Genomic DNA, 22,721 nt, shown 5'->3' on the forward strand with positions numbered 1-22,721 from the left:
CGAGGTTGATGTCGGATTCTCGCCAGTCACGAGTGGGTGCATCCGGAATGCTGGGGCGCATGCACACCGACACCGAGCGCTGCGTACGTGCCGTGCGGTCGAAGGACGCCCGCTTCGACGGCTGGTTCTTCACCGCCGTCCTCACCACCCGCATCTACTGCCGGCCGAGCTGCCCGGTCGTGCCGCCGAAGGCCGAGAACATGACCTTCTACCCGAGCGCGGCAGCCTGCCAGCAGGCCGGGTTCCGGGCCTGCAAGCGCTGCCGCCCCGACAGCAGCCCCGCCTCGCCCGAGTGGAACCACCGGGCCGACCTCGTGGCCCGCGCCATGCGCCTCATCGCGGACGGCGTCGTCGACCGCGAAGGCGTCCCGGGCCTCGCGACCCGGCTCGGCTACAGCGCCCGGCAGGTGGAGCGCCAGCTCCTCGCCGAACTGGGCGCGGGCCCGCTCGCCCTCGCCCGTGCCCAGCGCGCGCAGACCGCGCGGCTGCTCATCGAGACGACCGCGCTGCCCATGGCGGACATCGCCTTCGCCGCCGGGTTCTCGTCGATCCGTACGTTCAACGACACCGTCCGCGAGGTCTTCGCGCTCGCCCCGGGGGAGTTGCGGGCCCGCGCGCCGAAGCGGGCCGCCGCCGGGGCCGCGGCCTCCGGTACGTCCGGCGCGATCAGCCTGCGGCTGCCGTTCCGTGCGCCGCTCAACCCCGACAACCTCTTCGGGCACCTCATCGCGACCGGCGTGCCGGGGGTGGAGGAGTGGCGCGGCGGTGCGTACCGGCGGACCCTGAGCCTCCCCTACGGGCACGGGATCGTCGCCCTCACCCCGCACCCCGACCACATCGGCTGCCGCCTCAGCCTGACCGACCTGCGCGATCTGACCATCGCGATCAGCCGCTGCCGCCGTCTGCTGGACCTGGACGCCGATCCGGCGGCCATCGACGGCCTGCTGCGCGACGACCCGCTGCTCGCGCCCCTCGTCGACAAGGCTCCGGGACGACGGGTGCCCCGTACGGTCGACGAGGCCGAGCTCGCGGTGCGTGCCGTTCTCGGCCAGCAGGTCTCCACCGCCGCCGCCCGTACCCACGCGGCGCGCCTGGTGATCGCCCACGGCGAGCCCGTCGATGACCCGGAGGGCGGCCTCACCCATCTGTTCCCCGGCCCGCGGCGGCTCGCCTCGCTCGACCCCGAGTCGCTGGCGCTGCCCCGCAGCCGCCGCACCACGCTGACGACCCTCGTACGCCACCTCGCCGAGGGCGGCATCGGTCTCGGGTCGGGGAGCGGCTGGGAGGAGGCACGCGCCCGGCTCGCCGAGCTGCCCGGGTTCGGGCCCTGGACGGTCGAGGTCATCGCGATGCGCGCGCTCGGCGACCCCGACGCCTTTCTCCCCTCCGACCTGGGCATCCGGCGCAGCGCGCGTGGACTGGGCCTGCCGCACACCCCCGCCGCGCTCACCGCCCGTGCCGCCGCCTGGCGGCCCTGGCGGGCCTACGCGGTGCAGTACCTCTGGGCCATCGACGACCACCCGATCAACATCATCCCGGCGCGGGATGCGTGAATGGAGGACGTGACCATGGAACGCGTGCACACCCTGATGGACAGCCCGTACGGGACGCTGACGCTCGTCGCCACCGACGGAGTCCTCAGCGGCCTCTACATGACCGATCAGCGCCACCGCCCGGCGCAGGAGACCTTCGGAGACCGTGACGAGGGCCCTTTCGGGGAGGCGATCAGTCAGTTGGAGGCCTATTTCGCGGAGGAGCTGACGGAGTTCGACCTGGAGCTCCGGCTCGACGGGACACCGTTCCAGCGCACGGTCTGGGACGAGCTCGTACGCATTCCCTACGGGGAGACCCGTACGTACGGCGAGCTCGCCGAGATCCTCGGCAGGCCGGGCGCGTCCCGGGCCGTCGGTCTCGCCAACGGCAAGAACCCCATCAGCGTCATCGTGCCGTGCCACCGCGTCGTCGGCGCCAACGGCAGCCTGACGGGGTACGGCGGCGGGCTCGACCGCAAGCAGCGGCTCCTGGCCTTCGAGGGCGGGACCGTGGCGGCCTCGGACGCCTTGTTCTGAGAGCGGGCGCCGCGGCCGGTGCGACGCGCGGTCGCTGTGACGGCGGGTGCCGGGTTCAGCCGACCCGGTGCCCGTTCTCCAGCTCCGCCGTGTGGTCGCCGCGCGCCAGCACGCCGAGCGCGGCCGTGACGCGGCGACCCAGCGGTTCGGGCAGCAGTTCGCTGATGTCCTCGGGGTCCACCAGGCGCCAGGAGAGCAGCTCGTCCTCCTGGAGCCGGACCGACGTGAGCTGCTCAGGGGTGAGCACGCCGCCGTCGTAGAGGTAGGCGACCAGCGGCGGCCGTACGCGTTCCGTCCCCGAGGGCACCCAGTCCACCGCGAGCAGCCGCCCCAGCTCGACGTCGAGGCCGATCTCCTCGGCGGTCTCCCTGCGGGCGCCCTGGCGCGGCGTCTCCCCGTCGTCCGACTCCACGGTGCCGCCGGGCAGCGCCCAGCCCTCGCGGTAGTTGGGCTCGACCAGCAGCAGCCGGCCCTCCGCGTCCCGGAAGAGCGCGGCGGCCCCGACGATGACGCGCGGCAGGCCCGCGATGTACGTGGCGTAGTCCTGGATGGTCATCGGGGAAGCGTACCCAGGAGCTGATCGATCATTTCTCCCTCCGGGACACCCTCCGAGGCACCCGAAATGTCGTGCGAAAACGTGATGAGCCCACCCTCTGATCCGTCTCGCCGCGCGGGCGGCCATGGGCAGGGGGCCCCTCCTGCGGTTATGGTCGCAGCGGCGCGACTGCCTTGACGTGAGCAAGGCCAAGAAGCAAGGGGAATGCAAGGTGGCGGACGCTGCAGGGACGGCGGGACGCGAGCAGCAGGCGCGGCGCGAGAAGGCGCCGCACGTGCTCATCGCCGCGGACAAGTTCAAGGGCTCGCTCACGGCCGTGCAGGTCGCGGAGCGGGTGACGGCAGGGCTCCACCGCGTCGCCCCCGGCGTGGAGGTCGAGGCCCTGCCCGTCGCCGACGGCGGTGACGGCACGGTCGCCGCGGCCGTCGCGGGCGGCTTCGAGCGCCGCGAGGTGCGCGTCACGGGGCCGCTCGGCGAGCGGGTGACGGCGGCGTACGCGCTCAAGGACGGCACCGCCGTGGTGGAGATGGCCGAGGCCTCGGGGCTCCAGTTGCTCCCCGAGGGTGTCTTCGCGCCGCTCGCGGCCACGACGTACGGCTCCGGCGAACTGATCCGGGCCGCGCTGGACGGGGGCGCCCGCACCATCGTCTTCGGCGTCGGCGGCAGTGCCACGACGGATGGCGGCGCGGGCATGCTGGCCGCGCTCGGCGCGCGCTTCCTGGACGCGGACGGAGCGCCCGTCGGGCCGGGCGGCGGACCGCTCAAGTCGCTCGCCACCGCCGACCTCTCGGGCCTCGACCCGCGGCTGAGTGACGTCGAGATCATCCTGGCCAGCGATGTCGACAACCCGCTGACCGGGCCGAAGGGCGCGCCCGCGGTGTACGGACCGCAGAAGGGGGCCACCCCGCAGGACGTCGCCGCGCTCGACGCGGCGCTCGCTCACTTCGCGACGGTTATGGAGAAGGCCGTCGGGCCCCGGGCCGCGGAGTACGCGCTCTCGCCCGGCGCGGGAGCCGCCGGTGGCATCGGGTACGGGGCGCTCGTCGGGCTCGGGGCGGGCTTCCGGGCCGGCATCGACGTCATGCTCGACGTCCTCGGCTTCGCGCCCGCGCTCGAGCGGGCCACGCTCGTGATCACCGGTGAGGGGTCGCTCGACGAGCAGACCCTGCACGGGAAGGCCCCCGCCGGGGTGGCCGCCGCGGCTCGGGCCGCCGGGGTCGAGGTCGTCGCCGTCTGCGGGCGTCTTGCCCTTCCGGCGGAGGCCCTCGGCCGCGCCGGCATCCGGCGGGCGTACGCCCTCACCGACGTGGAACCGGATGTCGCCCGGTGCATCGCCGAGGCGGGCCCGATCCTGGAGGAACTCGCGGAGGCCCTGGGCCGGGATTACCTGGCCTGAGGCGCCGTCAGACGAAGAAGGCGTTCATCCCGGGCACGTCGGAGAGATAGGTCTCGATGCTCGCGATCCTTCCGTCGCGGAGCCGGCAGACCGTGGCCAGGTGTTCGTCCAGCACGGCGTCCTCCCTGCGCGCGGTGTTGTGCAGGGAGAGCGCCATGTTCTCCTTGCTGACCAGGAGATGCAGCAGCTTGAAGTCGAGGCCGTACGACGCGATCAGCTGAGCGCGCTCCACCACGGCGTCGGCGCCGTCGGCCGTGCCGGAGATGGTGTTGTCGCCGGGCAGGGTCCAGGTCGCGTCGTCATGGAGCAGGGCCCGGATGCCGTCCCAGTCGCGCGAGACGAGGGCCTGGTGGAAGCTGCGCCCGAGGGCGGCAGCGGATTCGTTGGTGGACATGGCATTCCCTTCACAGCACTAAAGCGGCGATCTCCGCTTTAGTGCGACTGTAGGCGCACCGGCCGCTAAGGCGCAATTCTTTGCTTTAGGGTGGAGGGGTGAACACTGACGCATCGACGAAGCGGCCGGGCGGACGCAGCAGCCGCGTCCGTGACGCCGTACACAGCGCCGCGGTCGCGCTGGTGGGCGAGCGCGGCGCCGACCAGGTGACCCTGCCCGCCGTGGCGCAGCGCGCGGGGGTCAACTCCAGCACGCTCTACCGGCGTTGGGGCACGCTCGCCGCGCTCCTGGCCGACGTCGCCAAGCACCGCGGCGAGGTCGGCGCGCCCCCGCTCGTCGGCAACCTGCGCACCGACCTGGAGAACCAGGCGCTCTGGACGCTGACGGAGCTCTCCCGGCCCGGTGGCATCGCGTTCTTCCGCGCCGAGGTCGCCTCCGACGTCGACGAGCGGCACGACGGGCTGCGTGAGTGTCTGCGCAGGGTCAGCGAGCGCTTCCGCCCGGTCCTCGACGCCGCGCGGGAGCGCGGCGACGCACCCCCGCCCCCGTCCTTGGAGCAGGTCCTGGACCGGATCATCGCGCCGCTCTACTTCCGGGTGGTCTTCTCGATTCCCGGCACGGACGAGGCGTACGTCCGCGAACTCGTCGCGGACTTCCTCGGGGAGCGGGGTTAGTCACTCCCGTGCCCCGGAGGTCAGGCGGTGGGCCTCCAGGGCCAGGGAGACCTCCACCAGGTCCCTCGGTCTCGCCAGGGACCGGGACGTCAGTTGTTCCAGGCGGCGCAGGCGGTTGAAGACCGTGTTGCGGTGGCAGTAGAGGCGGGCCGCCGCCCGGCCCGCCGAGCCCTCGCAGTCCAGCCAGGTGTCAAGGGTCTCCAGGAGGACCGCGCGGTCCGGGGGCTCCACGGTGAGGACCTCGCCGAGCACGTCGGCCACCAGGCGCCCCGCCAGCTCCGGCTGGCTCACCACCAGGGCGGCCGGCATCCGCTGGTCGAGCCGTACGATGCCGGTCGCGTCCGGGGGACACGTGCGCAGGGCCAGTTCCGCGAGGCGGCGCGCGTGCCCGAGGTCCGCCAGGCCGCCGACCACGGGGCTGATCCCGCCGGGTCCTGGGCACCGCCCGTCCAGGAGCCGGGCGAGACCGTCGAGGCCCTCCTCCGCGTGCAGCGCGACCACGCCGACCTCGCAGTCCGTCCGCATCCGCCAGATGAAACGGAACCCCGTCCGCTGGATCTGCCGGTGGAACGCCTCGCGCCCGTCGCGCCGTTCCACCCGCAGCACCACCACCGCGTAAGGGCCGTGCTCGGGCAGGTCGAGGCCGGCCGCCGCGCGCGCCGCGAGACCCGGCGCCGACTGGCCCTCCAACAGCGCGTCGAGCAGCGCCTGCAACTGTTCGTCGGTGCGTCGCCGCAGCTCCAGCTCGGTCGCGCGGTAGGCGTCCGAGGCGGCCGCCGCCTGGGCGTCCACCGCCGACCACACCATCGTCGCCGAGCGCATCAGGACCGCCAGCTTCTCGGGGTCGCGGCCCACGACGCCTTCCAGGAGCGAGTCCCACACCAGGTAGCCCGCGTTCCGGTACGAGTGGATCAGCAGGTCGAGCGGCAGCCCCTGCTGGGCCCTGCGCCGCCCGGACTCCTCCGCGTACTCCAGGTCGCGGCGCGGCGAGGCCCGGGGCGCCGAGATCGCCTCGATGCCGATCCGCATGGCCTCCTCGGCCTCCCGCCAGTGCACGTCGTGCGGCAGCACACGGCCGAACACCGGTGAGTGGTCGGAGAGCTGCCGCAGATGCTCGTCGACCAGTTCGGGCACGCGCGGCAGCAGAGCCGTGCACGCCTCCTTGAGCAGTCTCCAGTCGTGTCCGGTCCGCGGCCTGCGCCCGTTCGTGGGCCCGGTCATGGATCCCCCCATCGCCGTGCTCCCGGACGTCGTCGGGACGTCGTTGCTGCGGAGGATGCCATGCGACGCCCCCCGCGGTCAGGCCCCTGACACGCGGTGTTGTGCGGCTGCACAACGGCGGGGCGCCGCCGCTGGGCCCCCGCAGCGTTTCCCCGCCGGGCCGTGGACGGGCGGGTCCCGCGGTGCTGGGGTGAGCGCCACGCGACGGCGGACGGGCCGTGCGGTGACTTGGGGGTCGGTACGTGGTCGGCAGGAATGTGAAGGGCTTCGGCATGGGCGCGCGCGACCCCGGCCCAGGCAGCGACACCGCGCCCGGCGGAGGTCTCGTCGTACGGGAGGTGTCGGTCGGTTACGGGCCCGTGCGCGCGCTGCGCCGGGTCTCGCTCGACGTGCCGGACGGCGCCGTCGTCGCGGTGCTCGGCTCCAACGGCGCGGGCAAGTCGACGCTGCTGCGCGCCGTCTCCCGCACCCTCTCCTTCCAGGGCGGGACGCTCACCTCGGGAGACATCCGCTTCCAGGGCAGGCGGATCGACGGCCTGGCGCCGGACCGCGTCGTGGCCGCCGGGATCTCGCAGGTCCCCGAGGGCAGACAGGTGTTCGCCCGGATGACCGTCACCGACAACCTGCGCGCCGGAGCCCTCGGTTCCACCGGCTCGCGCGGCGCCAAGGCGGACGCCCTGCGGCGCGTCCACGAGCTGTTCCCCGTACTCGCCGACCGCGGTGGGCAGCGCGCGGGGCTGCTCTCCGGCGGCGAACAGCAGATGCTCGCCGTGGCCAGGGCGCTGATGGCCTCGCCCCGGCTGCTGCTCCTCGACGAGCCGTCCCTGGGGCTCGCGCCGCTGATGGCCGCCCGCATCGCCGACACCGTCCGGGAGATCAACGCGCAGGGCACCTCGGTGCTCCTCGTCGAGCAGAACGCCGCCCTCGCGCTGCGGCTCGCCTCCCACGCGTACGTGCTCGACGTCGGCGAGGTCGCCCTGTCGGGACCTGCGGACGAACTCGCCGCCTCCGACGAGGTGCGCCGCCGCTACCTCGGCGTGGTCGACGAGGACGCCGCGGCCGACGCCTCCCGTGGCCTGGGCGCGCTGCCGGCCCTGCCGCGTTGGGAGGCCGGCCGATGACCTCGCAGACGCCGCCCCTGGAAGTCCGCGACCTGACCGTCCGCTTCGCCGGGCTCACCGCCCTCGACGCCGTCAGCTTCACGGTCCGCCCCGGCACCGTGCACGCCGTGATCGGTCCCAACGGCGCGGGCAAGTCCACCTGCTTCAACGTCCTGTCCGGCGTCTACCGCGCGAGCGGCGGCAGCGTCCGCTTCGGAGAGCACGAACTCACCGGCATGCGGCCGCACCAGATCGCCGGGCTCGGCGTGGCCCGCATCTTCCAGAACCTCGCCCTGCCGCCCCGCGCCACGGTCGCCGACAGCCTGCTGCTCGGCCGCCACCGGCTGACCCGCACCGGCTTCGTCGCCGCGGGCCTGCGGCTCCCCTCGGCGGCCAAGGAGGAGCGCAGGCACCGCGAACGCGTCCGCGAGATCGCGGCCTTCGTCGGCCTGGAACGCCAGCTCGACCTGCCCGCGGGCGCCCTGCCCTACGGCCAGCAGAAGCTCGCCGAACTGGCGCGCGCCCTGTGCATGGAGCCGCGGCTGCTGCTCCTCGACGAGCCCGTGGCGGGCATGACCGCCGACGAGCGGCGCCGCACCGCCGCCGTCATCGCGGGCGTCCGCGACAGCCTCGGCATCTCGATCGTCCTGGTGGAACACGACATGGGGGTGGTGATGCGGCTCGCGGACGCGGTGACCGTACTGGACTTCGGCCGCCGGATCGCCGACGGCGCCCCCGCCGACGTACAGAACGACCCGGCGGTCGTCCGCGCCTATCTCGGCGAGGGCGACAGCGCGAGCGAAGAGGAGCCCCGCCCATGAGCACGTTCTTCGAGCTCCTTCTCAACGGCCTGTCGATGGGCTCCGTCTACGCCCTCATCGCGCTCGGCTTCGTCGTCATCTTCCGCGCCACCGAGGTCGTGAACTTCGCCCACGCCTCCCTGCTCCTCGCGGGCGGCTACATCACCGCATCCCTCCACGACGACCTCGGCTTCTGGCCGGCGCTGCTCGTGGGCATCGCGGGCGCCGCCGTGGTGGGCGCGGCCGTCGAGTTCCTCGTCATGCGCCGCTACCGGGGCAGCGACCACAGCGTGCTCGCCATCGTCACCATCGGCGTCGACATCCTGCTCACCACCGAGCTGGCCCGGCGCCTGGGCACCGACGTGCTGCCGCTCGGCGACCCCTGGGGCGACGCCGTGCTGACCGTCGGGCCGATCTCCATCGCCCACACCCGCATCGCCGCCTTCGTCGCCGCGGCCCTGCTCATCACCGTCTTCCTGCTCGCCTTCCGCTACACCTCCTGGGGCGTGGCCATGCGCGCCGCCGCCGAGAGCCCTCAGACCGCCGCGCTCATGGGCGTACGGCTGGGCAGGGTGTCCCTCGGCGCATGGGCGGTCGCGGGGGCGCTCGCGGCCGTGGCCGCGCTGTTCCTCACCGTCTTCCCGACGCCGGGCCTGGAGCGCGCCACGTCCCTCGCCGCCCTGAAGGCGTTCCCCGCCGCCATCCTCGGCGGCCTCGACTCCACGACGGGCGCCCTCGTCGGCGGCCTCGTGGTGGGCGTGACGGAGGCCCTCGCCACCGGCTACCAGAGCGAGCTCAGCTTCCTGGGGCGCGGCCTCGGGGACCTCGCGCCCTACCTCGTGATGACCGTGATCCTGCTGATCAGGCCCGCCGGGCTCTTCGGCACGAAGGAGCTGGCCCGTGTCTGACGTCATCGCACGCTCCGCCCGTTCCGCGGGCCGGACGCTGCTCAAGCGCCGCCGTACCTACGTCTGGGCCGCCGCCACGGCCGTCCTGCTCGCCATGCCCTTCTACCTCGACCGCTTCTGGCTCCAGGCCGGTCTGTTCGCGATGGCCGCGGCGATCGGCGCGATCGGCATCAACCTCCTCACCGGCGCGACAGGGCAGCTCTCCATGGGGCACGCCTTCTTCCTCGCCATCGGGGCGTACGGGTACTGCGTCCTGGCGGGGGACGGCGGCGACGGCCTGACCGGGCTCTCCCTGCCGACCTGGCTCGCGGCCGTGCTCGCGGTGGCACTCGCCGGGGTCGCCGGCGGGATCTTCAGCCCCATCGCGGGGCGGCTGCGAGGCGCGTACCTGGGCATCGCGACCCTCGCGCTGATCTTCATCGGGCAGCACGTCCTGTTCAACGCCCACGATCTGACGGGCGGCTCCAACGGGCGCGACGTCCCGCCCCTGAACCTCTTCGGCCTCACCTTCGACGACAGCGAGGCCGTCGTGGCCGCCGTCCCGTTCGGGTCCGCGGAGAAGCTCTGGTACGCGGGCCTCGTCGCGCTCCTGGCCTGCGGTCTCTTCGCCAGGGGCGTGCTGCGCGGGCGTCCGGGCAGGGCCATGAACGCCATCCGCGACCACCGGGTCGCCGCGGGCGTCATCGGCGTGCCGGTGGCCCGCTACCGCGCCGGGGTCTTCGTCCTGTCGTCGATGTACGCGGGCCTCGCCGGGGTGCTGCTCGCCCTGGTCTTCCAGCGGACCGTGCCGGACTACTTCGGCATGACCCTGTCACTGGAGTACCTCGCCATGATCGTCATCGGCGGCCTCGGCTCGGTCTCCGGGGCGGTCGCGGGCGCGGCGCTGGTCTCCCTGCTGCCGCAGCTCCTGACGCGGTACAGCGACGCGCTGCCCCTCGTCTCGGCCCCCGGCAGCGGCGGTGTCTCACCGGGCGAGGCGTCCCGGTACCTGTACGGCGCCGCCGTCGTGGCGGTCGTGCTCTTCCTGCCCGGCGGCCTGGTCAGGCTCGCCGCCCGGCGCAGCAAACCCACTCCAGGCACTCCAGGGGAGACAGCATGAATGCACTGACCAGGGCCACGGCGGCCGCCACCGCGCTCGCGGCGCTCCTCGCGCTCACCGCGTGCAGCTCAAAGGCGAAGGACGGTGACGACGACTCCAAGAGCGCCGGAGGCGTGAAGACCGGCGAGGGCATCTCGGGCAAGACGATCAACCTGGGCGTGCTCACCGACATGACCGGGGTCTACGCCACCCTCGGCAAGAGCGTCACCCAGGCCCAGCAGCTCTACGTCGACCAGGCCAACGCGGACGGCGGCATCTGCGGCCACAAGCTGAAGCTGACCATCCGCGACCACGGCTACGACCCGCAGAAGGCCGTCGCCGCCTACACGGAGCTGGAGCCGAAGGTCCTCGGCTTCGCCCAGTTCATCGGCTCGCCGTTCGTCGCCGCCGTCGAGCAGCGGATCGAGGGCAACAAGGGCCTGGTCCTGCCGCAGGCCTGGTCGGCGAACCTCCTGGGCAACCCGTACATCCGGGTGATCGGCTCCACGTACGACCTGGAGACGATCAACGCGATCGACTTCCTGATGAAGGAGAAGGGGCTGAAGAAGGGCGACAAGATCGGCCACGTCTACTTCGAGGGCGACTACGGGGAGAGCGCCCTGAAGGGCTCCACGTACATGGCGAAGGAGGCGGGCCTCACGGTCGTCGAGCAGAAGATCAAGCCGACGGACAACGACATGACCGCCCAGGTCTCCGCCCTGAAGAAGGCCGGGGTCAAGGGCGTCGTGATCAGCGCGGGGCCGCGCCAGGCCGCGTCCCTGGTGGGTGTCGCGGCGGCGGGCCGCTTCGACGTCCCGGTCATCGGCAACAACTCGGCCTACGCCCCGCAGCTCCTCGCCACGCAGTCGGGCCCCGCCCTGCAGAAGAACTACTACGTCGCCTCGCCCACGCTGCCCATCGGCGCGGACACCGCTGCGGCGAAGAAGCTCGTCGCCGACTACAGGAAGGCCCATCCCAAGGACGCCCTGGACAACGGCGTCGTGGCGGGCTGGACGGCGGCCGCCGTCTTCGGCGAGGCCCTGAAGAAGGCCTGCGAGAGCAAGGACCTCACGCGGGCCGGCGTGGACAAGGCCCTGCTGACCATCGACGCCTTCGACTCGGGCTTCGGCGTCCCCCAGAACTTCACGGACCCGAAGGCTCCGTCGTCCAAGCAGAGCGTCATCCTCCAGCCCTCGGAGAAGGCCACGGGCGGCATGAGGGTCGTACGGAACCCCCAGGCGGCGAAGGAGGCCGAGGGGTATAGCGCGGGTGGCTAGAGGTCACTCGGCCCGGCGGAGGCTCTCCAGCCCGTCCGGCGTTTGAGGACGAGCCCGCAGGGCGACGGACGGCATGCGAAAGGGGCCCGAACCATTCAGGTTCGGGCCCCTTTCGTGCCACCGTTCAAGCGACCGCCGCTACGGCAGCTGCGCTGCCCGCGCCTCGCGCCGGTTCCCGCGGAAGTTGTTCACCCGCCGAGCCGTGGCGAAGAGCGGGATCACCGCCCCGAGGACGAGCTGGAGGGCACAGCCGGTCTGGAGCAGGAGCTGGCCGCCCGGGGCCTCGAAGGCCCAGGCCGCGAGCAGCCCCATGGCCGCGACGATCCACGCGAGCATGGCCATCGCGAGGGGGCCACGCGGCTTCGGGTACTCCACACGGCTGACCATGAGCCAGGCCGTGCCGATGATCGCCAGGAGCGTCGCCACGAAGGGCAGCTCCAGGAGGACGATCGAGACCACCGTCAGCGCCCCGAAGGGCGAGGGCATGCCTTGGAACGTGCCGTCCTTCACGGTCACGCACGAGAACCGCGCAAGCCGCAGCACCACCGCCAACAGCACGACGATCGCACCGACCGCCGCCACCCGCTGGTGGGCGTCGTCGGCGACCATGCCGTAGACGAGGACGAAGTACGCCGGCGCCAGACCGAAGCTGATCAGGTCCGACAGGTTGTCCAGCTCCGCGCCCATCGGCGAGGACCGCAGCTTGCGGGCCACGAGCCCGTCGAAGAGGTCGAAGACGGCGGCGCAGAGCATCAGGATCACGGCGGTCGCGGCGGAGTGCCGTGCCATGCCGCTCTCGGTGCTGCCCTGCACGTACGGGATGAGGATGCCCGTGGTGGTGAAGTACACCGCCATGAAGCCGCACGTGGCGTTGCCGAGCGTGAGCGTGTCCGCTATCGACAGGCGCAGCGAGAGGGGCATCTCCTCGTCGGCCTCGTCCTCCACGGCCTCGGGCACCCAGCCGCCGGCTTGTGTCTCAGGATCAACCACGGTCAATGCGAGTCACCCCAGCCACGGTCTTCTGACCGACCTCGACGTCCACCTCGACACCCTCCGGGAGGTAGATGTCGACGCGCGAGCCGAAGCGGATCAGGCCGATCCGCTCGCCCTGCTCCACCTTCGTGCCCTGCGGGATGTAGGGGACGATGCGCCGCGCGACAGCGCCCGCGATCTGGATCATCTCGATGTCGCCGAGCTCGGTGTCGAAGTGCCAGACAACACGCTCGTTGTTCTCGCTCTCCTTGTTGAACGCCGGGACGAACCCGCCGGGGATGTGCTCCACGGACGTCACGGTGCCCGCGAGGGGCGCACGGTTGACGTGGACGTTCAGCGGGCTCATGAAGATGGCGACGCGGGTACGCCCGTCCTTCCACGGCATGATGCTCTGCACCACGCCGTCGGCGGGGGAGATGACCCGGCCCTGAGCGATCTCGCGCTCGGGGTCGCGGAAGAACCACAGCATGCCCGCCGCGAGAGCGGTGGCGGGCACGGCGACGGCCGCGGCGCTCTTGGAGCGGCGCGCGCGGGCGAGGCTGATCGCCGCGGTGGCGACGGTCGGCAGGAGCCACGGCGATGCTCCGCGGGCAAGGCGTCCCTGGAGAATGCCGTCGCGTGGTGCAGAGGTTTGGCTGTGGGGCATGGATGACCTTCGTAGCGGATGATGCCGCGCAGTGACTGGGGGACGGCGGCTTTCTCCGGATGGTATCGGTTGCGGGCCACAACTGGGCAAGCCAGGAAGCCGAGTCGGCGGCCGAAGAGTGCTGACAGGGTGTGATGTTCTTCGCGGAGATAACCCCTTGAATCGGACATTCAACCCTGGAATCGATACTCTTCGAGCAGTCGACGACCAATGATCATTTTCTGGATCTCGGCGGTACCTTCACCGATCAACAGCATCGGCGCCTCCCTGTAGAGGCGCTCGATCTCGTACTCCTTCGAGAAGCCGTAACCGCCGTGAATCCTGAACGCGTCCTCGACGACTTCCTTGCAGTACTCGGAGGCGAGGTACTTCGCCATCCCTGCTTCGAGGTCGTTTCGCTCCCCGGAGTCCTTTTTGCGTGCTGCGTTGACCATCATCGCATGGGCGGCCTCGACCTTGGTAGCCATCTCGGCCAGTTTGAACTGGATCGCCTGGTGCTGGGCGATGGCTTTACCGAAAGTGTGGCGTTGCTGGGCATATGAGACACCCAGCTCAAATGCACGCTGTGCGACGCCACAGCCACGGGCCGCGACATTGACACGCCCGACTTCCACGCCGTCCATCATTTGGTAAAACCCTCGGCCGGTGGCGCCGCCGAGTACGCGATTGGCCGGAATTCGCAGTCCGTCCATGATGAGTTCGGTCGTGTCGACACCCTTGTAGCCCATTTTGTCGATCTTGCCCGGAATGGTGAGGCCGGGGCGGACCTCTCCGAAGCCGGGCTCCTTCTCGACCAGGAATGTGGTCATCGACTTGTGGGGGGCGGTGCCCTCGGGGTGTCCTTCGTCACTTCGGCACAGAACGGCCACCAGGTTGGACGTTCCGCCATTCGTCAACCACATCTTCTGGCCGTTGAGGACATAGTGGTCACCGTCCCGGACGCCCTTGGACGTGATCGCCGACACGTCCGAGCCGAGCGCCGGCTCCGACATGGAGAACGCGCCGCGCACCTCGCCGGCCGCCATGCGCGGCAGGAAGGTCTCCTTCTGCTCCTGCGTGCCGTGCTGCTTGAGCATGTAGGCGACGATGAAGTGGGTGTTGATGATGCCGGAGACCGACATCCAGCCCCGCGCGATCTCCTCGACGCACAGGGCGTACGTGAGCAGCGACTCGCCCAGGCCGCCGTACTCCTCCGGGATCATCAGACCGAACAGGCCCAACTCCTTGAGGCCGTCGACGATGGCCTGCGGGTACTCGTCACGGTGTTCGAGTTCCGTCGCGACCGGGATGATCTCCTTGTCGACGAAGTCCCGGACCGTCGCCAGGATCTCCTGCTGGATGTCGGTGAGACCGGCGGTCTGCGCGAGTCGGCTCATGGCTGCTTCTTCTCCTGGCTCTTCGGTTCCTGGCTCTTCGGCTCCGGGCGGCCGGGCTGCTCCCCGCCGCGCTCCTTGATGTACGTCTCGGTGGGAACCATCACCTTGCGGCGGAAGACGCACACGACGGTGCCGTCCTGCTTGTAGCCCCTGGTCTCCACGTACACGATGCCGCGGTCGCTCTTGGACCGTGACGGCGTCTTGTCCAGGACGGTGGTCTCGCCGTAGAGGGTGTCGCCGTGGAAGGTCGGCGCCACGTGCTTGAGCGACTCGACCTCCAGGTTGGCGATCGCCTTGCCGGAGACGTCCGGCACGGACATGCCGAGCAGCAGCGAGTAGATGTAGTTGCCCACGACGACGTTCTTGCCGAAGTCCGTCGTCTTCTCCGCATAGTTCGCGTCCATGTGGAGGGGGTGGTGATTCATGGTGAGCAGGCAGAAGAGGTGGTCGTCGTACTCGGTGACCGTCTTGCCGGGCCAGTGCTTGTACACGGCACCGACCTCGAACTCCTCGTAGGTGCGGCCGAACTGCATGGGATCAGGCCTCCGGGACGTCGAACGTGGAGGTACGGGTCATGCCGGCGGCGCGCCCCTTGCCCGAGATGACCAGCGCCATCTTCCGGCTGGCCTCGTCGATCATCTCGTCGCCGAGCATCGCCGAGCCCTTCTTGCCGCCCGCCTCCGACGTGCAGTACTCGTACGCGTCCAGGATCAGTTCGGCGTGGTCGAAGTCCTCCTGGGAGGGCGAGAAGACCTCGTTGGCGGCCTCGACCTGGCCGGGGTGCAGGACCCACTTGCCGTCGAAGCCGAGGGCGGCGGCGCGGCCCGCGACCTCGCGGTAGCCGTCGACGTTCTTGATCTGGAGGTAGGGGCCGTCGATCGCCTGGAGGTCGTTGGCGCGGGCGGCCATCAGGATCTTCATCAGGATGAAGTGGTAGGCGTCGGCCGGGTAGCCGGGCGGCTGCTCGCCGACGACCAGGGACTTCATGTTGATGGACGCCATGAAGTCGGCCGGGCCGAAGATGATGGTCTCCAGGCGCGGCGAGGCCTCGGCGATGGCGTTGACGTTGTTCAGGCCCCGCGCGTTCTCGATCTGCGCCTCGATGCCGATCTTGCCGGTCTCGAAGCCCATGGTCTTCTCGATCTGGGTGAGCAGCAGGTCCAGCGCGACGACCTGCTCGGCCGTCTGCACCTTCGGCAGCATGATGCAGTCGAGGTTCTGGCCCGCGCCCTCGACGACCGTGACGACGTCGCGGTACGTCCATTCGGTCGTCCAGTCATTCACGCGCACGACCCGCGTCTTGCCCGTCCAGTCGCCCTCGTTGAGGAACTTGACGATGGTGTGCCGGGCCTCCGGCTTGGCCAGCGGCGCGCAGGCGTCCTCCAGGTCGAGGAAGACCTGGTCGGCGGGCAGGCCCTGAGCCTTCTCCAGGAAGCGCGGGTTCGAGCCGGGTACCGCGAGACAGGAGCGGCGGGGGCGAAGACGGTTCACGGTCATGCGGGGACCTCCAGGGGGTCGAGCTTGTTCGCTTTCCGGATCTCGTCGACGATACGGCCGATGATCTCCGTGATGCCGAAGTCCTTGGGGGTGAAGACGGCTGCCACACCCGCCGCGAGAAGGTCCTCGGCGTCGCTGTTGGGGATGATGCCTCCCGCGATCACGGGAATGTCCGGCGCGCCCGCCCGGCGCAGGCGCGCCAGGACGTCCGGCACGAGCTCGGCGTGCGAGCCGGAGAGGATGGACAGGCCCACCGCGTGCACGTCCTCGGCGAGCGCCGCGTCGACGATCTGCTCGGGCGTGAGCCTGATGCCCTGGTAGACCACCTCGAAGCCGGCGTCACGGGCGCGCACCGCGATCTGCTCGGCGCCGTTGGAGTGGCCGTCGAGGCCGGGCTTGCCGACCAGGAAGCGGAGCTTGCCGATGCCGAGGTCGGCGGCCGTCGCCGCCACCTTGTCCCGCACATGGGCGAGCGGTGTGCCGGCCTCGGCGGTGACGGCCACGGGTGCGCCGGAGACGCCCGTGGGGGCGCGGAACTCGCCGAAGACCTCCCGCAGGGCACCCGCCCACTCGCCGGTCGTCACGCCGGCCCGCGCGCACTCCAGGGTCGCCTCCATGAGGTTGCCCGTGCCCGCGGCCACCTCCTTGAGCCGCTGGAGGGCCTTGCAGGGGCGGGGGTGGTTGAACGGCGGCTGGTAGCGGGTGTCGCGCCAGTGCTTCAGGGCGGCGACGACGCGGGCCTCCACGGCCGGGTCGACCGTCATGATCGCCGCGTCCAGGTCGGCGGTGAGCGGGCTGGGCTCGGTGGACGCGTAGGAGTTCACACCGACGATCTTCTCCTCGCCGGACTCGATGCGGGCCCTGCGCTCGGCGTGCGAGGAGACGAGCTGCGACTTCAGGTAGCCGGACTCGACGGCGGCCATCGCGCCGCCCATCTCCTCGATGCGGGCCATCTCGGCGAGGGACTCCTCGGCCAGCGAGGCGACCTTGGCCTCGATGACGTGCGAGCCCGCGAAGATGTCCTCGTACTCCAGGAGGTCGCTCTCGTGCGCGAGGACCTGCTGGATGCGGAGCGACCACTGCTGGTCCCAGGGGCGGGGCAGACCGAGCGCCTCGTTCCAGGCGGGGAGCTGCACGGCACGCGCGCGTGCGTCCTTGGAGAGGGTGACGGCCAGCATTTCGAGCACGATCCGCTGGACGTTGTTCTCCGGCTGCGCCTCGGTGAGCCCCAGGGAGTTGACCTGCACGCCGTAGCGGAACCGGCGCTGCTTGGCGTTCTCCACGCCGTACCGCTCGCGCGTGACCTGGTCCCAGATGCGCCCGAACGCCCGCATCTTGCACATCTCCTCGATGAAGCGGACACCCGCGTTCACGAAGAAGGAGATGCGGCCCACGACGTCCCCGAACTTCTCCTCGGGGACCTGCCCCGAGTCGCGTACGGCGTCGAGGACCGCGATGGCGGTGGACATCGCGTACGCGATCTCCTGGACGGGTGTGGCCCCCGCCTCCTGGAGGTGGTAGCTACAGATGTTGATCGGGTTCCACTTGGGGATGTGGGCCACCGTGTACGTGATCAGGTCGGTGGTCAGGCGCAGGGAGGGCACCGGCGGGAAGACGTGCGTCCCGCGCGAGAGGTACTCCTTGACGATGTCGTTCTGCGTCGTCCCCTGGAGCTCCCTGATGTCGACGCCCTGCTCCTCGGCGACCACCTGATAGAGCGCCAGCGTCCACATGGCGGTGGCGTTGATCGTCATCGAGGTGTTCATCTGGTCCAGGGGGATGTCCTGGAACAGCCGCCGCATGTCGCCGAGGTGCGAGACCGGCACGCCGACCCGGCCGACCTCACCGCGGGCGAGGATGTGGTCGGGGTCGTAGCCGGTCTGCGTGGGCAGGTCGAACGCGACCGAGAGGCCCGTCTGCCCCTTGGCGAGGTTGCGCCGGTACAGCTCGTTGGACGCCTCCGCCGTGGAGTGACCGGCGTAGGTCCGCATGAGCCACGGCCGGTCCTTCTGACGCTCTGTCATGTAACGCTGCTCCTAGCGGGTTCAGACGTTCCGGAAGCGGTTGATCGCGTCGATGTGCTCGGCCCGCTTCTCCGGGTCGCGCACGCCCATGCCCTCCCGGGGCGCGAGCGCGAGGACGCCGACCTTGCCCTGGTGGAGGTTGCGGTGCACGTCGTGGGCCGCCTGGCCGGTGTCCTCCAGGGAGTACACCTTGGAGAGCGTCGGGTGGATCTTGCCCTTGGCGATCAGGCGGTTGGCCTCCCACGCCTCGCGGTAGTTGGCGAAGTGGGAGCCGATGATGCGCTTGAGGGACATCCACAGGTAGCGGTTGTCGTACTCGTGGTTGTAGCCGGAGGTCGAGGCGCACGTGACAATGGTTCCGCCCTTGCGCGTGACGTACACCGAGGCGCCGAATGTCTCGCGGCCCGGGTGCTCGAAGACGATGTCCACGTCCTCGCCGCCGGTGAGCTCGCGGATGCGCTTGCCGAACCGCTTCCACTCGCGCGGGTCCTGCTCGTGCTCGCTCTTCCAGAACTTGTAGTCCTCGGCGTTGCGGTCGATGATCGCCTCGGCGCCCATCGCGCGGCAGATCTCCGCCTTCCGGGGGCTGCTCACCACGCAAATGGGGTTGGCGCCGCCGGCCAGCGCGAACTGGGTGGCGTACGAGCCGAGACCGCCGCTCGCACCCCAGATCAGCACGTTGTCGCCCTGCTTCATGCCGGCGCCGTTGCGGGAGACGAGCTGGCGGTACGCGGTGGAGTTCACGAGGCCGGGCGAGGCCGCCTCCTCCCAGCTCAGGTGGTCCGGCTTCGGCATGAGCTGGTTGGACTTGACGAGCGCGATCTCGGCGAGGCCGCCGAAGTTGGTCTCGAAGCCCCAGATGCGCTGCTCGGGGTCGAGCATCGTGTCGTTGTGGCCGTCGGAGGACTCCAGCTCGACGCTCAGGCAGTGCGCGACGACCTCGTCGCCCGGGTTCCAGGCGTTCACGCCGGGCCCGGTGCGCAGCACGACGCCCGCCAGGTCGGAGCCGATGATGTGGTACGGCAGGTCGTGGCGCTTGGTGAGCTCGCTCAGGCGGCCGTAGCGCTCCAGGAAGCTGAAGGTGGACACCGGCTCGAAGATCGAGGTCCACACGGAGTTGTAGTTGACCGAGGAGGCCATGACGGCCACCAGGGCCTCGCCGGGGCCGAGTTCGGGGACCGGCACGTCGTCCAGGTGGATCGACTTGCGGGGGTCCTTGTCGCGGGTGTCGAGGCCCGCGAACATCTCCGTCTCGTCCTTGTGCACGGTGATCGCGCGGTACGAGTCGGGCAGGGGAAGAGCGGCGAAGTCGGCGGACGTGGTGTCCGAGGACTGAATCGCGTCCAGGATTTCCTTCACGGTTTTGCCTCCGGCGAAGAAACACATCGGGGGATGCGCTGCTTGAGGGTTACGTCGGGGTGCTTGCTGTGCGGTGGAGGTGTGCCGTCGGTTCGGCGAAGGGTGGTGCTCGGCGACGCCCTGGTGGGGCGCGGGAGGTGCCTGTGACGCAGGCGTCCGGGCGCGCAAGCCGTGGCCTGTGGGGACAGCCGGCGTACGGAGGATCCCCGTGCGCCGGCCGCCCGGACACCTTCAACGTATGGCACGGCGTGCCAGTCGGCAAGACACTGGGTGCCAGAAGTTTTTGACCGATGATCGATCAGTGCAGGTCAGGGGTGCGTGGGGCATGGCAGAGGGGGTGCTACTGGTGGGTAGCGCCCCCTCGTGAAACCAGGACGAAACGGGACGAAAACAGCGACTACGAGCGCTCGCGCAGCGCCTTCTCGATGGTCCGCATGACCTCGTCCAGCGGGGCGTCCGTGCGGGCCACCGTGACCAGGACCTCACCCTGTGAGGACGCCGTCGCGGCCGCCGTGGCGGGCAGCGTGTCGCGCCCCGCGCCGATGCCCGAGCCGAAGGTGCGGCGGACGATCGCGAAGGCGTGGTCGAGCTGCGTCTCCACGTCGCCCTGGCCGCCGGCCCGCAGCCAGCGGCGCAGGACGTGGTTGTGGGCGGTGACCACGGCGGAGGCGGCGACCTCGGCGAGCAGCGGGTCGTCGTTGCCGTCGTGGTGCGCCTGCTCGTCGAAGTGGCCGAGCAGATAGCGCGTGAAGAGCCGCTCGTAACGGGCCACCGAGGCGATCTCGCGCTCGCGGAGCGTGGGCACCTCACGGGTGAGGCGGTAGCGCTCCACGGAGACCGCGGGCGACGCCGCGTACATCTTCATGACTTCCTTGATGCCGCGGCACACCGTGTCCAGCGGGTGCTCGTGCGGGGGAGCGGCGTTGAGGACCGCCTCCGCGCGGATCAAGGTGTCGTCGTGGTCGGGGAAGATCGCTTCTTCCTTGGAACGGAAGTGCCGGAAGAACGTCCGGCGGGCGACCCCGGCGGCGGCCGCGATCTCGTCGACCGTCGTCGCCTCGTACCCCTTGGACGCGAAGAGCTCCATGGCCGCCGCCGCCAGCTCCCTGCGCATCTTGAGCCGCTGGGCGGCGGCGCGGCTGCCCGCGGCGCTCTCCGGAGCGTCGGGGGTTGCGTTACGTGAGGACTTGACGGCCTTGGACATGCCATGAACGTACTGCATGTGCGCACCATGGTGCTCCTGAGGGACGGGGCCGCCCGAGGGCCCGAGCAGCCCGCCCCAGTCCGTCCGTTCCCCCGTCCGTTCCCCCGTGCGATCCTCGGCCGGCTCAGCGCCGGGCATATTCGCGGAAGCCGCGGCCCGACTTGCGGCCGAGGCAGCCCGCGGCCACCAGGTGTTCGAGCAGCGGGGCCGGGGCCAGGCCGGGGTCGCGGAACTCGCGGTGCAGGACCTTCTCGATGGCCAGCGAGACGTCCAGGCCGACGACGTCCAGGAGCTCGAAGGGCCCCATGGGGTAGCCGCCGCCGAGCTTCATCGCGGCGTCGATGTCGTCGAGCGAGGCGTAGTGCTCCTCGACCATCTTGATCGCGTTGTTGAGGTAGGGGAACAGCAGGGCGTTCACGATGAAGCCCGCCCGGTCGCCGCAGTCCACCGGGTGCTTGCGGATGCTCGCGCAGACCTCACGGACGGTGGCGTGCACGTCGTCGGCGGTCAGCACCGTGCGGACCACCTCGACGAGCTTCATCGCCGGGGCCGGGTTGAAGAAGTGCATGCCGATCACGTCGCGCGGACGCGTGGTGGCGCGGGCGCAGGCCACCACCGGCAGTGACGAGGTCGTGGTCGCGAGGATCGCGCCCGGCTTGCAGACCTTGTCGAGCGCCGCGAAGAGCTGCCGCTTGGCCTCCAGGTCCTCGGCGATGGCCTCAAGGGCCAGATCGACGCCGGCGAACGCCTCGTACGAAGCGGCCGGAGTGATGCGCTCCAGGGTCTCGGCGGCGGCCCCGGCCGTCAGCCTGCCCTTGTCGACCGAGCGCGCGAGGGACGCGCCGACGCGGGCCTTGGCGGCCGCCGCCTTCTCGTCGGTGCGGGCGGCGAGCACCACGTCGTAGCCCGCCTTGGCGAAGACCTCCGCGATCCCGGACGCCATCGTCCCGGAGCCCGCGACGCCGACGGAGCGGACCGCCCGGCCCTGGACGCGCCGCTCGTCCTCCCGCGGGGTGAGCGCGTCGTCCACCACGTCCTCGCTGCCGGGGGCCGCGTACGTGTAGAAGCCGCGGCCCGCCTTGCGTCCCGTCAGGCCCGCCTCGCTGAGCTGCTTGAGGATCGGGGCGGGCGCGTGCAGCCGGTCGCGGGACTCGGCGTACATGGCGTCGAGGACCGTGCGGGCGGTGTCCACGCCGATCAGGTCGAGCAGGGCGAGCGGACCCATCGGCAGGCCGCAGCCCAGCTTCATGGCGGCGTCGATGTCCTCGCGGGACGCGTACTTCGCCTCGTACATCGCGGCGGCCTGGTTGAGGTAGCCGAAGAGCAGTCCGTCGGCGACGAAGCCGGGGCGGTCGCCGACTGCGACGGGCTCCTTGCCGAGCGCCTGGGCCAGCTCGGTGACCGCGGCGACCGCGGCGGGCGAGGTGAGGACGGACGAGACGACCTCGACGAGCTTCATGGCGGGCGCCGGGTTGAAGAAGTGCAGGCCCAACACGCGCTCGGGCCGGGCGGATTCGGCGGCGAGGCGGGTCACGGAGAGCGCGTTGGTGCCCGTGGCGATGATCGTCTCGGGGCGCACCACGGCGTCGATGCCGCGGATGGTCTGCTGCTTGATCTCGTACGACTCGGGGACGACCTCGATGACGAGGTCGGCGTCGGCGGCGGCCTGGAGGTCCGTGAAGGTGCGGAAACGGGACAGGATGCCCCGCCGCTCCTCCTCGGTGAGGCGTTCGCGGCGCACCGCGCGGGCGGTCGACGCCTCCAGGGCGGTGACCGCGCGGGTGGCCGCGGCCTGGCTGATGTCGATGCCGATGACCTCGCGGCCGCCGCGGGCCAGGACCTCGGCGATGCCGGTGCCCATCGTGCCGAGCCCGATGACGGCGACGGTGTTCAGGGGAGCGTCCATGGGTGGACTCCAGGAGGAGAGTGACGACTGAGGGGCGCACGCGGGCGACTGGCGCCCTGAGGCGTGCGAAAGCCTTGAGGCGTGCGGAAACCTTGAGGCGTGCGGAAGGTGATGCCTGTCGTGTCCGGGCGGCGTCGCCGCGCGCACCGGTGAGGAGCCGACGGGCCCTGTCCCGGGGCCGACGTCGTACTGCGGTACCTGAAGTACCGAACCGACCAACACCCCGCGGTGGCTGCGTCACCA

Annotated in this window: 21 protein-coding genes; 9 read left to right on the top strand and 12 right to left on the bottom strand. The window is 71.1% G+C overall.

The window, feature by feature from the left end:
• The first annotated feature begins 59 nt into the window (after window positions 1–59).
• Both ACRAKF_RS31820 and ACRAKF_RS31825 read left to right on the top strand, forming a co-directional pair.
• On the top strand, window positions 60–1,553 hold the full coding sequence (locus ACRAKF_RS31820; protein ID WP_447041181.1) for an AlkA N-terminal domain-containing protein: 1,494 nt from the start codon (window positions 60–62) through the stop codon (window positions 1,551–1,553).
• Window positions 1,554–1,568: 15 nt separating this feature from the next.
• Entirely contained in the window at window positions 1,569–2,069 is a 501-nt protein-coding gene (locus ACRAKF_RS31825; protein ID WP_447041183.1) for a methylated-DNA--[protein]-cysteine S-methyltransferase, read from the top strand.
• A gap of 55 nt (window positions 2,070–2,124) precedes the next feature.
• Here the strand turns inward: ACRAKF_RS31825 and ACRAKF_RS31830 are convergent, their stop codons facing one another.
• Window positions 2,125–2,625 carry an NUDIX domain-containing protein gene (locus ACRAKF_RS31830; RefSeq protein ID WP_447041185.1) on the bottom strand — a complete coding sequence of 167 codons (501 nt, stop codon included), beginning with the start codon at window positions 2,623–2,625 and terminating at the stop codon, window positions 2,125–2,127.
• 274 nt (window positions 2,626–2,899) lie between these two features.
• Here ACRAKF_RS31830 and ACRAKF_RS31835 point away from each other — a divergent pair, with 274 nt between their 5' ends.
• Window positions 2,900–4,021 carry a glycerate kinase gene (locus ACRAKF_RS31835; protein ID WP_447042270.1) on the top strand — a complete coding sequence of 374 codons (1,122 nt, stop codon included), beginning with the start codon at window positions 2,900–2,902 and terminating at the stop codon, window positions 4,019–4,021.
• A gap of 7 nt (window positions 4,022–4,028) precedes the next feature.
• Here the strand turns inward: ACRAKF_RS31835 and ACRAKF_RS31840 are convergent, their stop codons facing one another.
• A complete protein-coding gene (locus ACRAKF_RS31840; RefSeq protein ID WP_447041187.1) occupies window positions 4,029–4,415 on the bottom strand; it encodes a nuclear transport factor 2 family protein in 387 nt (128 codons plus the stop codon).
• A 98-nt stretch (window positions 4,416–4,513) separates the two neighbouring features.
• Between ACRAKF_RS31840 and ACRAKF_RS31845 the strand changes: the two genes are divergently transcribed.
• Window positions 4,514–5,089: a TetR/AcrR family transcriptional regulator gene (locus tag ACRAKF_RS31845; RefSeq protein ID WP_447041189.1), complete on the top strand. Its 576-nt coding sequence runs from the start codon at window positions 4,514–4,516 to the stop codon at window positions 5,087–5,089.
• Here the strand turns inward: ACRAKF_RS31845 and ACRAKF_RS31850 are convergent, their stop codons facing one another.
• Window positions 5,090–6,310, bottom strand: a complete 1,221-nt coding sequence (locus tag ACRAKF_RS31850; protein ID WP_447041191.1) for a PucR family transcriptional regulator — start codon at window positions 6,308–6,310, stop codon at window positions 5,090–5,092.
• Between the two features lie 272 nt (window positions 6,311–6,582).
• Between ACRAKF_RS31850 and ACRAKF_RS31855 the strand changes: the two genes are divergently transcribed.
• The 5 genes from ACRAKF_RS31855 to ACRAKF_RS31875 are packed head-to-tail and all read left to right on the top strand — an operon-like array spanning window position 6,583 to window position 11,473.
• Window positions 6,583–7,431, top strand: coding sequence for an ABC transporter ATP-binding protein (locus ACRAKF_RS31855; RefSeq protein WP_447042271.1), 849 nt, complete (start codon window positions 6,583–6,585; stop codon window positions 7,429–7,431).
• The gene (locus ACRAKF_RS31860; protein WP_447041193.1) at window positions 7,428–8,231 is read left to right on the top strand and encodes an ABC transporter ATP-binding protein; all 804 of its coding nucleotides are present in this window, start codon (window positions 7,428–7,430) and stop codon (window positions 8,229–8,231) included. The genes ACRAKF_RS31855 and ACRAKF_RS31860 overlap by 4 nt, the downstream gene beginning before the upstream one ends.
• Window positions 8,228–9,118: a branched-chain amino acid ABC transporter permease gene (locus tag ACRAKF_RS31865; RefSeq protein ID WP_447041195.1), complete on the top strand. Its 891-nt coding sequence runs from the start codon at window positions 8,228–8,230 to the stop codon at window positions 9,116–9,118. The genes ACRAKF_RS31860 and ACRAKF_RS31865 overlap by 4 nt, the downstream gene beginning before the upstream one ends.
• Window positions 9,111–10,217, top strand: coding sequence for a branched-chain amino acid ABC transporter permease (locus ACRAKF_RS31870; protein ID WP_447041197.1), 1,107 nt, complete (start codon window positions 9,111–9,113; stop codon window positions 10,215–10,217). Before ACRAKF_RS31865 ends, ACRAKF_RS31870 begins: the two co-directional genes overlap by 8 nt.
• Entirely contained in the window at window positions 10,214–11,473 is a 1,260-nt protein-coding gene (locus tag ACRAKF_RS31875; RefSeq protein ID WP_447041199.1) for an ABC transporter substrate-binding protein, read from the top strand. Before ACRAKF_RS31870 ends, ACRAKF_RS31875 begins: the two co-directional genes overlap by 4 nt.
• Before the next feature lie 138 nt (window positions 11,474–11,611).
• Here the strand turns inward: ACRAKF_RS31875 and pssA are convergent, their stop codons facing one another.
• From pssA to ACRAKF_RS31920, 9 genes are all read right to left on the bottom strand, one after another.
• Window positions 11,612–12,394 carry a CDP-diacylglycerol--serine O-phosphatidyltransferase gene (pssA, locus tag ACRAKF_RS31880; protein ID WP_447042273.1) on the bottom strand — a complete coding sequence of 261 codons (783 nt, stop codon included), beginning with the start codon at window positions 12,392–12,394 and terminating at the stop codon, window positions 11,612–11,614.
• 61 nt (window positions 12,395–12,455) lie between these two features.
• Complete coding sequence (locus ACRAKF_RS31885) at window positions 12,456–13,112, bottom strand: phosphatidylserine decarboxylase (protein WP_447041201.1); 657 nt, start codon at window positions 13,110–13,112, stop codon at window positions 12,456–12,458.
• Window positions 13,113–13,282: 170 nt separating this feature from the next.
• Window positions 13,283–14,488 (bottom strand): acyl-CoA dehydrogenase family protein, encoded by a 1,206-nt coding sequence (locus tag ACRAKF_RS31890; RefSeq protein WP_447041203.1) that lies wholly within the window; start codon window positions 14,486–14,488, stop codon window positions 13,283–13,285.
• Complete coding sequence (locus ACRAKF_RS31895; protein WP_447041205.1) at window positions 14,485–15,021, bottom strand: MaoC family dehydratase; 537 nt, start codon at window positions 15,019–15,021, stop codon at window positions 14,485–14,487. The genes ACRAKF_RS31890 and ACRAKF_RS31895 overlap by 4 nt, the downstream gene beginning before the upstream one ends.
• Window positions 15,022–15,025: 4 nt before the next feature.
• Window positions 15,026–15,985 (bottom strand): HpcH/HpaI aldolase/citrate lyase family protein, encoded by a 960-nt coding sequence (locus ACRAKF_RS31900; RefSeq protein ID WP_447041207.1) that lies wholly within the window; start codon window positions 15,983–15,985, stop codon window positions 15,026–15,028.
• The gene (locus ACRAKF_RS31905; RefSeq protein ID WP_447041209.1) at window positions 15,982–18,009 is read right to left on the bottom strand and encodes a methylmalonyl-CoA mutase family protein; all 2,028 of its coding nucleotides are present in this window, start codon (window positions 18,007–18,009) and stop codon (window positions 15,982–15,984) included. Before ACRAKF_RS31905 ends, ACRAKF_RS31900 begins: the two co-directional genes overlap by 4 nt.
• A 21-nt stretch (window positions 18,010–18,030) precedes the next feature.
• Window positions 18,031–19,368, bottom strand: a complete 1,338-nt coding sequence (gene ccrA / locus ACRAKF_RS31910; protein ID WP_447041211.1) for a crotonyl-CoA carboxylase/reductase — start codon at window positions 19,366–19,368, stop codon at window positions 18,031–18,033.
• 397 nt (window positions 19,369–19,765) lie between these two features.
• Window positions 19,766–20,590, bottom strand: coding sequence for a TetR family transcriptional regulator (locus ACRAKF_RS31915; RefSeq protein WP_447041213.1), 825 nt, complete (start codon window positions 20,588–20,590; stop codon window positions 19,766–19,768).
• Window positions 20,591–20,696: 106 nt separating this feature from the next.
• A complete protein-coding gene (locus ACRAKF_RS31920; RefSeq protein WP_447041214.1) occupies window positions 20,697–22,478 on the bottom strand; it encodes a 3-hydroxyacyl-CoA dehydrogenase family protein in 1,782 nt (593 codons plus the stop codon).
• Between the last annotated feature and the right edge of the window lie 243 nt (window positions 22,479–22,721).

The organism is Streptomyces sp. DSM 118878 (assembly GCF_052936595.1).

Coding starts and splice junctions, on each gene's coding strand:
- ACRAKF_RS31825 (WP_447041183.1), top strand. CDS start 1,569: ATGGAACGCGTGCACACCCTGATGGACAGCCCGTACGGGACGCTGACG.
- ACRAKF_RS31905 (WP_447041209.1), bottom strand. CDS start 18,009: ATGACAGAGCGTCAGAAGGACCGGCCGTGGCTCATGCGGACCTACGCC.
- ACRAKF_RS31885 (WP_447041201.1), bottom strand. CDS start 13,112: ATGCCCCACAGCCAAACCTCTGCACCACGCGACGGCATTCTCCAGGGA.
- ACRAKF_RS31840 (WP_447041187.1), bottom strand. CDS start 4,415: ATGTCCACCAACGAATCCGCTGCCGCCCTCGGGCGCAGCTTCCACCAG.
- ACRAKF_RS31860 (WP_447041193.1), top strand. CDS start 7,428: ATGACCTCGCAGACGCCGCCCCTGGAAGTCCGCGACCTGACCGTCCGC.
- ACRAKF_RS31895 (WP_447041205.1), bottom strand. CDS start 15,021: ATGCAGTTCGGCCGCACCTACGAGGAGTTCGAGGTCGGTGCCGTGTAC.
- ACRAKF_RS31875 (WP_447041199.1), top strand. CDS start 10,214: ATGAATGCACTGACCAGGGCCACGGCGGCCGCCACCGCGCTCGCGGCG.
- ACRAKF_RS31820 (WP_447041181.1), top strand. CDS start 60: ATGCACACCGACACCGAGCGCTGCGTACGTGCCGTGCGGTCGAAGGAC.
- ACRAKF_RS31920 (WP_447041214.1), bottom strand. CDS start 22,478: ATGGACGCTCCCCTGAACACCGTCGCCGTCATCGGGCTCGGCACGATG.
- ACRAKF_RS31855 (WP_447042271.1), top strand. CDS start 6,583: ATGGGCGCGCGCGACCCCGGCCCAGGCAGCGACACCGCGCCCGGCGGA.
- ACRAKF_RS31915 (WP_447041213.1), bottom strand. CDS start 20,590: ATGCAGTACGTTCATGGCATGTCCAAGGCCGTCAAGTCCTCACGTAAC.
- ACRAKF_RS31900 (WP_447041207.1), bottom strand. CDS start 15,985: ATGACCGTGAACCGTCTTCGCCCCCGCCGCTCCTGTCTCGCGGTACCC.
- ACRAKF_RS31890 (WP_447041203.1), bottom strand. CDS start 14,488: ATGAGCCGACTCGCGCAGACCGCCGGTCTCACCGACATCCAGCAGGAG.
- ACRAKF_RS31830 (WP_447041185.1), bottom strand. CDS start 2,625: ATGACCATCCAGGACTACGCCACGTACATCGCGGGCCTGCCGCGCGTC.
- ACRAKF_RS31865 (WP_447041195.1), top strand. CDS start 8,228: ATGAGCACGTTCTTCGAGCTCCTTCTCAACGGCCTGTCGATGGGCTCC.
- ACRAKF_RS31850 (WP_447041191.1), bottom strand. CDS start 6,310: ATGACCGGGCCCACGAACGGGCGCAGGCCGCGGACCGGACACGACTGG.
- pssA (WP_447042273.1), bottom strand. CDS start 12,394: ATGCCCCTCTCGCTGCGCCTGTCGATAGCGGACACGCTCACGCTCGGC.